The organism is Ruegeria sp. CE12 (genome assembly GCF_056537525.1).
Genome location: NZ_JBQFRS010000001.1, coordinates 562,321 through 576,154, shown reverse-complemented (window position 1 = coordinate 576,154; position 13,834 = coordinate 562,321). Strand labels below are relative to the sequence as shown.

14 protein-coding genes are annotated in these 13,834 nt (G+C 56.4%); 5 read left to right on the top strand and 9 right to left on the bottom strand.

What is annotated here, in order from left to right:
• Positions 1-9 precede the first annotated feature (9 nt).
• The 5 genes from ACR0IO_RS02860 to ACR0IO_RS02840 form a co-directional block, all read right to left on the bottom strand.
• Positions 10-1,554: a Ppx/GppA family phosphatase gene (locus tag ACR0IO_RS02860; RefSeq protein WP_170331667.1), complete on the bottom strand. Its 1,545-nt coding sequence runs from the start codon at positions 1,552-1,554 to the stop codon at positions 10-12.
• 49 nt (positions 1,555-1,603) lie between these two features.
• Positions 1,604-2,293: an HdaA/DnaA family protein gene (locus ACR0IO_RS02855; RefSeq protein WP_155147260.1), complete on the bottom strand. Its 690-nt coding sequence runs from the start codon at positions 2,291-2,293 to the stop codon at positions 1,604-1,606.
• Positions 2,294-3,367: an AI-2E family transporter gene (locus tag ACR0IO_RS02850; protein ID WP_155147262.1), complete on the bottom strand. Its 1,074-nt coding sequence runs from the start codon at positions 3,365-3,367 to the stop codon at positions 2,294-2,296.
• Positions 3,368-3,456: 89 nt separating this feature from the next.
• The gene (locus ACR0IO_RS02845) at positions 3,457-4,431 is read right to left on the bottom strand and encodes an isopenicillin N synthase family dioxygenase (RefSeq protein ID WP_170331669.1); all 975 of its coding nucleotides are present in this window, start codon (positions 4,429-4,431) and stop codon (positions 3,457-3,459) included.
• The gene (locus ACR0IO_RS02840) at positions 4,431-5,795 is read right to left on the bottom strand and encodes an FAD-dependent oxidoreductase (protein WP_480739406.1); all 1,365 of its coding nucleotides are present in this window, start codon (positions 5,793-5,795) and stop codon (positions 4,431-4,433) included. The genes ACR0IO_RS02845 and ACR0IO_RS02840 overlap by 1 nt, the downstream gene beginning before the upstream one ends.
• Before the next feature lie 168 nt (positions 5,796-5,963).
• Here ACR0IO_RS02840 and proS point away from each other — a divergent pair, with 168 nt between their 5' ends.
• The gene (proS, locus tag ACR0IO_RS02835) at positions 5,964-7,304 is read left to right on the top strand and encodes a proline--tRNA ligase (RefSeq protein WP_155147267.1); all 1,341 of its coding nucleotides are present in this window, start codon (positions 5,964-5,966) and stop codon (positions 7,302-7,304) included.
• Positions 7,305-7,429: 125 nt separating this feature from the next.
• Here proS and ACR0IO_RS02830 read toward each other — a convergent pair whose 3' ends face one another.
• Entirely contained in the window at positions 7,430-7,789 is a 360-nt protein-coding gene (locus ACR0IO_RS02830; protein WP_480739402.1) for a hypothetical protein, read from the bottom strand.
• Positions 7,790-8,185: 396 nt separating this feature from the next.
• Between ACR0IO_RS02830 and ACR0IO_RS02825 the strand changes: the two genes are divergently transcribed.
• A complete protein-coding gene (locus ACR0IO_RS02825) occupies positions 8,186-9,472 on the top strand; it encodes a lipoprotein-releasing ABC transporter permease subunit (protein ID WP_480739400.1) in 1,287 nt (428 codons plus the stop codon).
• Positions 9,465-10,151, top strand: a complete 687-nt coding sequence (locus ACR0IO_RS02820; RefSeq protein WP_480739397.1) for an ABC transporter ATP-binding protein — start codon at positions 9,465-9,467, stop codon at positions 10,149-10,151. The genes ACR0IO_RS02825 and ACR0IO_RS02820 overlap by 8 nt, the downstream gene beginning before the upstream one ends.
• On the opposite strand, the gene ACR0IO_RS02815 is transcribed toward ACR0IO_RS02820, so the two are convergent.
• Positions 10,135-10,572: a DMT family transporter gene (locus ACR0IO_RS02815; protein WP_155147275.1), complete on the bottom strand. Its 438-nt coding sequence runs from the start codon at positions 10,570-10,572 to the stop codon at positions 10,135-10,137. The genes ACR0IO_RS02820 and ACR0IO_RS02815 overlap by 17 nt on opposite strands.
• Before the next feature lie 97 nt (positions 10,573-10,669).
• Here ACR0IO_RS02815 and ACR0IO_RS02810 point away from each other — a divergent pair, with 97 nt between their 5' ends.
• Positions 10,670-11,074 (top strand): c-type cytochrome, encoded by a 405-nt coding sequence (locus ACR0IO_RS02810; protein ID WP_480739395.1) that lies wholly within the window; start codon positions 10,670-10,672, stop codon positions 11,072-11,074.
• Between the two features lie 3 nt (positions 11,075-11,077).
• Here ACR0IO_RS02810 and ACR0IO_RS02805 read toward each other — a convergent pair whose 3' ends face one another.
• Together ACR0IO_RS02805 and ACR0IO_RS02800 are read right to left on the bottom strand one after the other, a co-directional pair.
• Positions 11,078-11,764, bottom strand: coding sequence for a hypothetical protein (locus tag ACR0IO_RS02805; RefSeq protein WP_480739393.1), 687 nt, complete (start codon positions 11,762-11,764; stop codon positions 11,078-11,080).
• A 42-nt stretch (positions 11,765-11,806) separates the two neighbouring features.
• The gene (locus ACR0IO_RS02800; protein WP_480739391.1) at positions 11,807-12,469 is read right to left on the bottom strand and encodes a DNA-3-methyladenine glycosylase I; all 663 of its coding nucleotides are present in this window, start codon (positions 12,467-12,469) and stop codon (positions 11,807-11,809) included.
• Positions 12,470-12,882: 413 nt separating this feature from the next.
• Between ACR0IO_RS02800 and ACR0IO_RS02795 the strand changes: the two genes are divergently transcribed.
• A complete protein-coding gene (locus tag ACR0IO_RS02795; RefSeq protein WP_155147283.1) occupies positions 12,883-13,833 on the top strand; it encodes an ABC transporter substrate-binding protein in 951 nt (316 codons plus the stop codon).
• Position 13,834 lies beyond the last annotated feature (1 nt).

Sequence of the window (13,834 nt, the reverse complement as noted above, 5' to 3'; positions counted from 1 at the left end):
GATCAGCGCCTAGCGCTGCATGATCACCCGCGTTTCCGATTTCAGTGCATTCGCCAGCGAATTCAAGCGCGACTCTGCAACTTCATTGAACAAAGGTTCGGTTGCGGCGGGTAGAAACAACTCGAGCTCGCGTTTCTTTGGGTAGAATTTCAACTTGCCCATCGGCGCGTCACTCTGCATCCACAGCATCGCACCGAACCGCATTGCCTTACCCAGGATCTCGGCCTGTTTCTGGTCCTTCTCATCCAGCAGTTCATAAAGCGGAGTGAACCTGTTGCCCTCACGCTTATTGCGATACCGATGTTGGAGCGCCAGCCCGATGAACACCCGTTCCGAGTGCTTCAATCCACCCAGATTGGCACGGGTGACGTTGTCAAAGCAGACCTCGGCCCGGTAATCAGGATGCGCGCGCCAGCTGACGTCATGCAGCAGGCAGGCTGCTTTGATCAACCGAACCCGGGCAGGGGGCGCTGAGCGGAATAGGGGCATCACGAAATCGTACAAATGCCGACCAAAACCCGGCAGGCGCGCGTCTTTGGCTTCGGAAAAGCGGCTGGCCTCGATCAGCGGATCCCGGTCACGCAGAGCTTGCGGCATCTGCTCGTAAAGTAATCCCTCGCGGATACCATAGCTTGAGATCGCGATATCCTTGGGTTTGAACGTGCGGATGAGCCGGGCCAGAACATCCATGGCATACGGGATCAGCGACATGCGCGAATTGGATACGCCGGCCTGACTTCGCAGCTTGTCCGGGTCATTCTTTTCAATAAACTTGATCGTCTCACGCACCTGCTTGGTGGTCATGCGATATTCGTGCAGCACGTTCAGGGGATATCCGCGACGCAACATGTCCAACCGGGCAAAGGCACGCCAACTGCCACCGACCAGAAACAAACGATCCCGCTGTGGTCCCAAGCGGTCGCGCAACTCTTCCATGGTTTGCTTGATATGGGCCTTTCTGGCCCTGCGTCCGCCCTTGATGTCGCGTAGCTTTAGCGGGCCAAGTGGTGACGTGACGCGCAAGCCAACTTCACCCTCGCCGATCTCGGCCAGCTCCATCGAAGAACCGCCAATATCGCAAATCAGACCATAGGCTCCGGGCCACCCCAGTAGTACGCCTTGTGCAGACAGTCGCGCTTCTTCCGCTCCATTGATTACAGATATGGTTAGACCAGTCTCGGCTTTGACTTCTGCGCAGAAATCCGGGCCATCTTCGGCTTCTCGCACCGCAGCGGTCGCAACGACGTGCAGACCTGGCAGACCGAGATCATCGGCAAGGTATTGAAACCGTCGCAGGGCCTTCAATGCACGGTCACGCCCTCGTGGGTTCAGGCGTCCGGTTTCCGAAAGACCTGCGCCCAGCTCGCACATGACCTTTTCGTTATAAAAATAAGCTGGTGATCGGGCGGCCCCGTCAAAAATTACCATTCGGACCGAGTTTGACCCGACGTCTACTACACCCACACGAGACAATGCCCTTGCTTCGGGATCGTCAAACAGCGGCTTTCCGAATGGCCCCCAGTCCGGGATATTGGAATCGACGGTCTGTTCCATGTTCTGTCCAATACTTCCAAAGGCAGGATGCGAAATCACCAGTGATGGGTCAATTGCCGGTTTCGGAATCGTCTATGCTTTTGTTCAGTACGCGAACTGCTAAAGCACGCGTAATCTCTCGCTTTTCGGACAAGGCGACCTGATCCAACTGTTCAACAACTTCCGCAGCTGTTTCAAAACGCCGGTCCATGTGTTTGACCAGATAGGCGATCACTTCGGGGCCGGGGTTCAATTGTCGGTCCACGAACAACTTCGCGAGAACAGCGCCCAGCAACGCATCGTCAGGGGGGTCGAGTGCCACGTGATGTGCCCCTTCTACGCGGCTCTGCAGATCTGCCAATGGCAATTGCCAGAATTTGGGGGCTAACCTCCCGGTCATCAGCAAAGTCTGTCCCTCGGCGAGTGCAAGATTGTGCAGATGGAACAACGTTTTTTGCTGCTCCAGATCACCTGCGATCATTGGAACATCTTCGACAGCGACGGGTGATCTGGACAGTTCGGGGACATCGTCATAGCGCAGGGCCGCAGCTTGAATGATACGCCCGCCTGTTTCCGCTGCCCATACATGGGCCAGATGGGTTTTGCCCGCCCCCGCAGGTCCGCTGAGCACCAGTTTGTTCCCGGGCCAGGAATTGGCGGACATCATTGCGACGGCCAGAGCATTCGCCGGGGATACAAAAAAATCTTCTCGCCCCAGCGCGGTCTTGGCTGGAAGATCAAAGCTCAGTTGTCTGGCCATTCAGTCGTTTTCCTGATTCAGCCCTTCAAGCCCGGTATAGAGGCGGCTGGACAGATATTGTGATGTGGCAAAGCGCGCGAAAACACCCAGCGCGGCAGCGACGGGAACCGCGACCAGCATTCCCACAAAGCCGAACAGAGCACCGAAAACGGACAATGCCAGCAACAGCCAGACGGGGTGTAAGCCGACGGAACTGCCAACCAGTTTCGGGGTCAGGAAATTGCCTTCGGTGACTTGACCCAGAATGAAGATACCCGCCACCAGGCCGATTGAGGCCCAGTCACCCCAGAACTGGAATAAGGCCAGGCCAATCGCCAGGGTGCCGCCAATCAGCGCGCCCAGGTAAGGGATGAAGGTCACCAGTCCGGCGATGAATCCGACCACCAGTCCGAATTGTAGTCCAACAGCCATGAGTGCGACAGCATAATAGGTGCCGAGGATCAGACAAACCGTGCCCATGCCGCGCACGAATGAGGCAAGGACCTTGTCGACATCATGCGCAAGTTTGCGAATGGTCGGAGCGTGGTCGCGGGGCAGAAGTTCGTCGATACGTGCGGTCATCCGGTCCCAGTCCAATAGCAGATAGACTGAAACAACGGGAACGATCACAACAAGAACCACCACGTTGATGGCTGACCCAAGGGATGTAACCACCGTTTGCAGCACATCTCCGGATTTGGATTTCAACGTGTCGCCCAACGAGACGAGAAACTGATGCGTGCTGGATTCAGCGTCCAGAATTGCTGGGAATTGTCGTTCAATAAAGGCGCGCAGTTCTTTGAACAAGCTAGGTAAAACGTCGATCAGATCGATCAGCTGTGTAACCAGTGCCGGTACAACCAGCAAGATCATCAGGACAAACAGAAACACGCCAAAAACGGTAATGATAGCTGTCGCACCAACCCTTGAAAGGCCCAGTTTTTCAAGGCGGTCGGCAACCGGGTCGAGGAAATAGGCAACTGCGCCCCCGATCACGAAAGGAAGAAGTACATCCCCTAGCAGCCACAGAATCAGGACGAAAATTGCGGTTGCAAGGCCCCAATATCTGAGCTGATCTTTTACCGGCAAAGCCATCGCGCAGTCCCTTGTTGCAGCTCTTGCCAGTGTTCTTGGCCCATGCTGCCGCGTGATGCAAGCGCTTCATGGGCCAAAGGATTTGTTGGTCAGTCGTGCAGTGTTCCCAGTTCGGGCGTGTCGTCGGTCGCCGTTTCGTCAGGCCAGTTGGTACGCCAGACTTCTGCCGACCAGTGACCGCAATGAACGGCGGGCCGGTCAAATCCGGGCAGGGGCGACAGCAAGGGTTCAACAACCACATCATGCCGAGGGACAGCAAAGTAAGGGAATGAGTAACGTTCCTTGCCAGAACGATTGACCACACGATGCGGTGTCGATTTCAGCCGCCCACCGGACCATAGCTCCAACATGTCACCGATATTCACAACGAACCCGCCGGGTGGACAATCCGGAGTAATCCAGCCTCCGTCCCGGGTCTGAACCTCAAGGCCACCAACGGGATCTGGGGCAATGATGGTCAGTGCGTCTGTATCCTTGTGGGGGTGGATGCCGTACCCACCCTCATCCGGCGCCTGTGGTGGATAGTGCAATAGGGTCATATTGGTCATCGGCTCACGGAAGGCATCGCGCAAAACATCCGATTCAAGATCAAGTCCAACTTCGAGTGCGCCAAGCAGCATATCTGCGACACGATCCAGCTGTGCCCAATAGCCGAGAATGATGTTCCGTGCGCCGGACACTTCTTTCGGCCACAGGTTCGGACCGTATAAGGCGCAGTCTTTACGGACCTGTGCATCTTCGGAAACTTCGTAATGAAGTTTGTAGCCTTCATATTTGTCGGCCTTGCCTGAGCCATCATTGGGCGTGAAGAAACCCATGGGGATATAGCCGCGGTAGTTTTCGCGGGTGATTGCCTGATCCCATTTGCTGCTTTCTTCGATGTCAAAGATTGCACGGGCGCTCGACCGGACCTGATCAACGGTGTCCTGAGAGATGCCTGTACCGGTGATCGAAAGGAAGCCGATCCCGGTGCAGGCCTCGACGATTTGCTGCGCGGTGGCGTCGTACGACGGGTGCGCGCGATCGGTTAGCGGAGAAATGTCGATCGTTGGAATATGATCCATTAGCTTATCCTTACACCCTGTCGTTCAAGTTCGGAGTGTACCGGCGCCAGGTTCATACTATGCAGGTCCTGATTGCTTTTCAGGGCAAGTGCAGCTGCAATTCCCGCGCCCTGTCCCATGACCGCACAACATGCCATATTGCGGGTGGCGGCGTGGGCTACGCGGTCTGCGCCGTGTGAACGTCCGGCCACCAGCAGACCTTTGATCCCTTTTGGCAACATCGAACGATAAGGCACCTGCATATATCGTCCTGTTGTGGGCAGGATCAGGATACCGTAGCCGTCGATGAATTCCGGGTAGATACCGATCGTGTCTTCGAAACGGCCCTGATGTCGCGCATCGTTTTCCGTCATGTTGTAGACAGCATCGATCTTGCGGGTGTCGCGGATGCCGATGGTCATTCCAAAATTCCGCAGGCGTGCATTTTCGCAACCGGGCATGAACCGACGCAGAGCTTCGATGGCCAGCATCGATTGCCGCCGCCCTTCGATTTCACCCTTTGTCAGGCTATCAGGATCGGTGCCGTCGATCTCGGCCAGATGGATGAGGTTCATATAGGTCAGCTCACCCGTGTCATGCATGGCGCCCCATGTCCCCGCGATCGTGTTCAGATGCGGCGGGATCAGACCCTGATCGATTGCCTGCTGGAACGGCTTGTGTACGAAGGGCGAGAACATGTCGTCCTCCTTGCCCGAAGTTTCGATGTTCCATTCGCCACCACCGCCCCAGTCCTTGTAGGTCTGCGGATCGGCCTTGACGCCTTCCATGAAGGCGTGTTTGTCCACACCGGCCAGATGGAACATGACCGAGGCTGCCATCATGTCTTCTCGTGGTGTTTTATGGGTCGGTGCGCCAGCACGGTGCGCTACATCTGCATCCCCGGTGGCGTCGATCACCACCCGAGCCAGAATCGCCTCGCGTCCGGCCTTGGATTCAGTGATGACGCCGGTGATCCGATCCCCATCCATGATCGGAGCGACGAACTGGCGATGCAGCATCGGATGCACGCCAGCTTCTTCAACCAGCTTGTCGGCCACCAACTTAAAGCCTTCGCTGTCCAGCTCGTAACTTAGTGACTGGCTTTCCGGTACCGCCGCGCCCATCTCTTTGGCGCGGGTCTCGAATTCCATCCCGATGCCGCCTGCTTCGACAGTCTGCTCATGCCGATACCACGCAAAGCCTTCGACCCCGACGGCAGTGATGTTTCCACCCATGCAACCGAACCGATCCATCAGCGAGACTTCGGCCCCAGCTCGTGCAGCCGCCAGCGCAGCCGCCAATCCGGCGGGGCCTGAGCCTACCACCAGCACATCTGTCTTATGGACGACCGGAACCTCGCGTGCTGGTTCTGTAATTGTTTGCATTTACGCCTCGCAAATTCATGTTTGCGCCACCATCGGGGTGCCTGACTGGCGGGTCAATCAAAAATCCGACTGACCTGAGGTCGCAAAAACACCATTGCATGATTGCCCCCGGCAGGGCTTTGGCATAAGCAGCTTTGAAGTCGAATTCTCACCTTTGAAGGTCAAACAATGCGCCTCAGCCGTTATTTTCTGCCCGTTCTCAAGGAAAACCCCTCCGAGGCCCAGATCGTCAGCCACCGGCTGATGCTGCGGGCCGGGATGATCAAGCAAGCCGCAGCAGGCATCTATTCCTGGTTGCCACTGGGCTTCAAAGTACTGCGTAAGCTGGAGAACATCATCCACGAAGAGCAGGCGCGGGCAGGTCACATCGCAATTCAGATGCCGATCATTCAGTCCGCGGACCTTTGGCGCGAGTCCGGTCGTTACGACGACTACGGTCAGGAAATGCTGCGCATGAAGGATCGCCACGATCGCGACATGCTGTTTACACCTACCGCCGAAGAACTGGTGACTGACATCTTCCGCGGTCACGTCAACAGCTACAAAGATCTGCCGCTGACGCTGTACCAGATCCAATGGAAATTCCGCGACGAGATCCGTCCGCGTTTCGGTGTCATGCGCGGCCGCGAATTCTATATGAAGGACGGATACAATTTCGACCTGACCAAAGAAGACGCGCTGCACGCCTATAACCGCCACCTCGTCAGCTACCTGCGCACCTATGAGCGTATGGGCCTGCAGGCAATCCCGATGCGCGCTGACTCCGGCCCCATCGGTGGCGATGATACACACGAATTCCTGGTGTTGGCTGATACCGGCGAGTCCGAGGTTTTCTATGACAGCGCCGTCACCGACCTGACCTTTGGAGACCGTGAGATCGATTATGACAATCGTGAACAGTGTCAGGCGATCCTCGAAGAGTTCACCTCAAAGTATGCCCGTACGGATGAAACCCATGACGAGGCACTGTTCAACAAGGTCCCCGAAGACCGTCGCCGCGTGGCGCGCGGGATCGAGGTTGGCCAGATTTTCTATTTCGGCACCAAATACTCCGAACCTCTGGGCGCAACGGTACAAGGCCCTGATGGTAAGCCGGTTCCGGTCCACATGGGCAGCCACGGTATCGGTGTCAGCCGCCTGATCGGTGCGATCATCGAGGCGAGCCATGACGACAAAGGCATCATCTGGCCCGAAGGCGTCACGCCGTTCCACTGCGGTATCGTAAACCTCAAGCAGGGTGACGAAGAAGCGGATGCGGCTTGTGAAAAGATCTATAAGGCGCTGACGGCGCTGGGGCTCGAACCGCTTTATGATGATCGTAATGAGCGGGCAGGGGGCAAGTTCGCTACTATGGACCTGATCGGTCTGCCGTGGCGCATCACCGTGGGCCCGCGTGGTCTGAAGAACGGTGTGGTAGAGCTGACCAGCCGTCGGACCGGAGAAAGCGAAGAGCTGAGCCCGGAAGAGGCCGTTACAAAAATCGCAGAGATTTACGAAAACATCGCCTGATCTGGCGTTCTCTGTTGATCATTCAAAAGTCTGGATGTTTTTTCGCCGCGTCATCATATGAATGGCGCGGCGAAACTTTAGAGCCAAGCTGCTATTCAGAGCGCAGTCTGACTTTGCAGTCGATGCTAGGCCGAACCCGCAACTGGCCGGGTCAACAGCAGATCGCCATCGGCCTGACCTCCTCTGGCGACGACAATGGGGCGTCCCATTCGTTCAACCAGATCGTCGAGCTCAAATCCAAGAAACCTGATGCCACAGACCCGCTCACCCGTGGTGCGGTCCGTTATGCAAAGCCGACCATTCTGAAAAGCCAGGCGATAGCCCTTCTCTTTCAGGATGTCGGCCAGACCCGCCCAACTTGCGGCGTTGCTGAATAACGGTCGTATCGCTGCACGCAGCAAAGCCGCCGTTTCACAGTCCAAATCCTGAGATGCATTTGTGGTCCTGATCGGACCAACCCCTTCCAATTCCCTTACAATACCCATGAGCGACCCCCGCTCTTTAAAAATGTGTTCCCCCATAGCTAGGGTGACAAAGTTTCGTAAAATAAGCAAAGCACGAAATAAAATTGCTTAATAAATGTTGTAAATTGAGTTCAGTTTTTCACCAAAAGCTCACATTGACTTCATACCTGAAACAATGCCGTCTTGTCTGTGATTGACTTCACAACTTCTGGTGTAGCTCCGATCATCGGCACTCCCTTGAACCGAAACCCGATCCGAGACCTGCACTCATTGATTCGGATAGCGAGGACAGATTTGCGCAAGGGCTTGCCGTTTTGACAGCTTGTTCGGGTTGCGTCAGAAGGAGAGTTCGCAGAACCGGGTTGACCATTGGGTGAAATGCCGAAAATGTCCCCGCAAAACATTGCCGGAGCAGGAATGGCCAAGACACCCCCGCCCTTTGCCCCTTTCGAATGGAAGATTGCATGGCGCTATCTGCGCGCTCGGCGCGCCGAAGGTGGCGTCAGCGTAATGACATGGATTTCGCTGATCGGAATTACACTTGCCGTTTTCGCATTGATCGCCACTTTGGCGGTGCGTTCAGGTTTCCGGTCCGAATTTGTGGGCACCATCCTGGGGGCCAACGCTCATGTCACGGTCTATTCAGCGGGCGAGGTCGATGCACAAGGTCGTATAGATCGAAAGATTGCTGACTTTGACGCCATGGCGGACCGTATTGCACAGGTTCCCGGTGTGCAGCGCGCTGCTCCGTTGGTGAAAGGGCAGGTTCTGCTTACCAATCGCGACCGCAGCACGGGCGTTGAAGTCTACGGTATCCGCCCCGGCGATCTGTTCAGTCTGCCCGGTATCGCAGAAAGCAAACAGGCCTATGGCGATCTGTCCCGGTTTGACGAAGGGATCGCAATCGGCTCGGGCGTGGCCCGTGCCATCGGCGCAACGGTAGGTGATAGGGTCAAAATGACTTCACCAAATGGAGTTAAAACTCCACTCGGCCCCTCGCCACGCGTGAATGCCTACGAGGTCGTCTATGTGTTCTCTGCCGGGCGTTATGACATCGACCGCACCCGCGTTTACATGCCCTTCACCGAAGCACAGAGCTTCTTCAACCGTGAGGGCGTCGCGGATGAAATCGAAATCATGGTCGACAATCCCGAAAACCTTGATCCTCTGCTGTTTCCCATTCTCGAGGCTGCCGGTGAGCGGACCCAGGTCTGGACATGGAAAGATTCCTCGGGTGGATTTCTTCGGGCGCTTGAGGTCGAAGACAATGTGATGTTCATCATCCTGTCGATCCTCGTTCTGATCGCAGCAATGAACATCGTGTCCGGCCTGATCATGCTGGTCAAAAACAAAGGGCGTGACATCGGTATCCTGCGCACAATTGGCCTGAGCGAAGGTTCAGTGCTGCGGGTCTTTTTCATCTGCGGCGCGTTCACCGGCATTATCGGTACGGCGATGGGTGTGATTTTGGGATGCCTGTTTGCGCTCTATATCGATCCGATCTTTTCCTTCGTGAACTTTGTCATGGGTGGCGGTGTCTGGGACCCCGCTATTCGAGGGATCTATGCGCTGCCGGCAGAGTTGCATCTGTCGGATGTGCTCAAAGCCGTCGGACTATCGCTGGGGCTATCCTTTTTTGTCACTTACTTTCCAGCCCGCCGTGCGGCACGGCTGAACCCGGTTGAGGCGCTGCGCTATGAATGATGTGACATTGCGGCTGGACGGCCTGACCAAGACCTATCTGAAAGGCACGCCGGGAGAGGTACAGGTGCTGCGTGGTGTCGATCTGGAACTGCGGGCGGGTGAGGCCGTTGCCTTGGTCGCTCCATCGGGGGCAGGTAAATCGACCTTGCTGCACATCGCGGGATTGCTGGATGCGCCGGACAATGGCTCGGTCAAGATTGCGGGTCAGAACGTGGCGGGCAGGGGCGACCGGACACGCACTGCACTGCGTCGACAGGACGTGGGCTTTGTCTATCAATTCCACCATCTGCTGCCAGAGTTCACGGCGCTCGAAAACATCACGTTGCCGCAACTGGCCAATGGCGTGTCTGAGAAAGCCGCGCGCGACAGGGCCATGTCCCTGCTGGATCGCGTGGGCGTCGCACCCCGCGCAGATCACCGGCCCGCGGCCTTGTCCGGGGGAGAACAGCAGCGCGTAGCGTTCTGCCGCGCACTGGCGAATGATCCACGTGTGTTGCTTGCTGATGAACCCACCGGAAATCTGGACCCGGAGACTTCGGATCAGGTCTTTGCAGCGCTCATGTCTTTGGTGCGCGAGGCCGGATTGTCGGCATTGATCGCCACGCACAACCTTGATCTGGCTGCGCGCATGGATCGGATGGTGCGGCTTGAGGCGGGCGTTCTCAAGCCAGTTGAGTGATGGCCACGCCAATTGCCATGACCGCGATGCCGCCTGCGCGCATCATGGTTAGCGGCGTGACCTGAGCCCCGAACAGGCCGAAATGATCGATCGCGGCGGTGCTGATCAGTTGCCCAAGCAGAACAAAGAACACCGCGTTTCCGACCCCGAAATGCGGGGCCACATGGGTGATCGTCAGAACGTAAAAAGCGATGAGCACGCCGCCAAGAAACAGGTGCTTTGGGGCCTGAGCGACCTTCGAGATCGCCTCGACCCCCGGAAAAAGCAGCATTACCAGCGCTGACGCACCAAATGCGACTGCAAAGAGGATCACCGCAGCTGTTGTTGGGGATCCGATCAGTTTTCCCAGGGCTGCGTTCAACGCCGCAAGAATCGGCACGCCAATCCCGGCGGCCAGCATGATGGCTGCATATTGTGTCATTGCTCGGAACCTCTGTGCCAATCTCGTTGATCTGGATCATTGCGGCTGAACCCTTGTCGGGCAACCCTGCAATTGCGTGATTGAATGGAGGAATGCGATGATCCGATCGATACTTACCGCTCTCACCACTGCGTTGATCCTGCCGTCCTACACGGCCTTAGCACAGGATGTGGATGCCGGAGCTGAACTATACCAGCATTACTGCGCCACCTGCCACGGTATCGATGCGACCGGGCATGGTCCGATGGCGGGTGTCCTGATTATTCAACCAACCAATCTGACGGAGCTGGTTGACCAAAGCGGTGCTTTCCCGACCATCCGAGTTGTCGAACGCATCGACGGTCGGGACCCACTGGTCAGCCATGGCAGCCCAATGCCTGTCTATGGACCCTTCTTTGAAGGCAATGACACAGCGATCAAAGCGCCGACAGGTCAACCTGTGCTGACCAGCAAGCCCATCGCTGATCTGGTGGCCTATCTGAAAACTCTCCAGGCAGGCTAAAACCTATCTGCAAATGCCTTCGATCTTGGCGCCGCTCCATGGGATCACCACATCGCGCTCGCGTTTGGCTCCGGGCAATGTTGAGAGATCAAAGTGTTTGTCGAGCATTTCATGCAGGCGTTTCGTTCTGGGGGCGTCGGGATCCAATGCACGGCAGCAGACATACTCCTCGACGATGGCGCCCTGTTGTTCGTAACCGTAGGCTAGAAAATCAGGCGAGGTGTCGAGGTCAAACAGATAGGGGTCTTTGCGCCCGCCATGTTCGGCCGCCGCGCGCAACGGATGATACCCGGTGGTCTTGCGGTTCTGCCATTGCCAGACATGGGTCAGTTCGTGTGCCAGCAACATGGCCGCGACCAGATTCATGCGTTCGGGATACTTGGACATGTAGTCGTCCAGATACCAGTCCTTGGTGAAATAGACATGGTTGAACAACGCAACGGCCGCCGGTTTGCCGCTGACAATGCCCTCTTTGACAGGCGGCAAAATACGCTCGCGGCAGGCCAGACGCGGTCGCGCCTTGCGCTCATAGGTAATCTCGGTGACGGGGGCGCCTTCGACAAGGCGAACCCGGTTCAGATTCAGGGTGTCGCCATGAATATTCTGTGCAAAATCCCGTTCTTGCTGCGTCAGTGGACGACCACATGACGCGAACATAACGATGGAAAAAAACAGCAAGAAACGACGCATAATTAAAAGCCTAATGCGCCTTACCGTCGCTGCAAGTGCTTTTCACAGGCTCATCGCCAGAACCCGGCTGATTTCCGTCAGCGACCGGTTCGATTGATCCATCCAGATGTTGAAAGCTTGCTGTACCGCTGTCATGGCTTTCTTTGAAGTCGGCGCCTTGTCGACGACACCTTCTGCAATTAGGCGCGCGGTCACGTCCCGCGACAGGATAAAACTGTCCCGCCCTGCAAATCGCATGGCGTATTGGGCCGAGGCGCCCCCCAATCGGGAGCCGCGTTTGGCCAGCATCGCCAACAACCCGATATAATCGGTTGACGGCCAGTCACCTAGCACTTGCCCGGCGCCGCCTTCTTCGCGCAATTCCAGCAGGAAAACCGCATTGTCCCGAACTGTGGCGATCTTGGTGCCGTTTCGCACGATGCGTGCGTCCTGCAGCAGGGAATCGAATTTCTCATCATCCATGAACGCACATCGCCCTACATCGAATCCATCGAAAGCGGTCTCAAACCCTTCCCACTTGGCTTCGATGACTTTCCAGTTGAAACCGGCCTGAAACACACATTTCGTAATGATCGAAAGCCAGCGGTCCTCGGGCATGTCTGCAAGCTCTGCCGGGTTTTTGGGTTTGCCCAGCTTTTCCTCCAATGCATCAGGCCCTCCATGGCGCTCTGCCGCGATGTCAAAGATTTCGTCGAAGTTGCGCATGGGTCATGTCCTCCGCCATAGATGCTGCCAATTTGAGCCACAGTTACAAGAGGCTAATTTATGGTCACTGCTAACTGCTCAGACGTCCTGCAGCACCCTTCATCCTGATTTTTCGAGAAAAAATAAAAGAAAAGCTCGACAAACGAGGGGATTCGGGTTTGTGATTGACTCGTCAATCAATGTCTTGAGCCGAAAATCACCCGATATTCGCGCGCTTGGACAATTGAGTTGCAGTGCTGGTGGGGCATAACGGTACGAAAGGGCGATGATAATTCCGCCCTGTAGCAAACTGTTCACTTTCCTTTTCCGGCCAAATTTGTGCATGTTGCGACATGGTATTGTCGACAGACAAGTCAGCCGGCGGGCAAACACTCGCCGGGGTGGGCAAAACAAAGAAGACAGGGAGTAATTCCATGAAAAAACTGAGTGTAAGCCTTTTGGCCCTTGCAGTTGCGGGTACGGCGCAAGCGGCAGATATGGGTGCAGTGGACGAGCCGATCAAACTGGCCATCAACGAATGGACAGGTCAGCACGTTACGACACATGTTGCAGGCGAAATGCTGAAGGCTGCTGGCTACAATGTTGAGTTTGTCACCGCAGGAATGATGAACCAGTTCCAGGCACTGGCGGATGGTGACATCGACGCAACGCTGGAAATCTGGTCCTCCAACGTTTCCGATGAATACGCCAAGAAGATCGATGAAGGCACCGTTGTTGAAATCGGCGATCTGGGTCTGGATGCGAAAGAGGGCATTGCCTATCCAGCGCATGTGGCTGAACTGTGCCCAGGACTGCCGGCATGGGAGGCACTGAACGAGTGTGCGCAGCTGTTTGCAACAGCTGAAACCCTGCCATCAGGTCGTCTGGTCGATTATCCGGCTGACTGGGGTACTCCGGGTGCGGACCGCATGGTTGGTCTTGAGCTTCCGTTCAAGGCGGTTCCTGCAGGTTCCGAAGGTGCGCTGATCGCTGAGCTGCGCGCATCGACCGAGCGTAAGTCGCCTCTGCTGATCACCTTCTGGCAGCCGCACTGGGCGATGTCGGCTTATGATGTTCAGTTTGTCGATCTGCCTGCAGGTGAAGAGGCATGCTTCAACGATCCGGCATGGGGCCCGAACCCGAACGCTGTGAACGATTGTGACTTCTCGCCTTCGCGCATCTTCAAGGCCAGCTGGAGCGGCATGGAAGACAAGTGGCCGGCAGCTTATGAGATCCTGTCCAACTATCAACTGGCGGTCGAAGACCAACAGCCGATGATGGGCGCGATCGACGTTGATGGCGGTCAGGTCGAAGAAGTTGTCGCCGCATGGATGGCTGAGAACGAAGACAAATGGCGTCCCGTTGTCGACGCGGCGACCAAGTGAG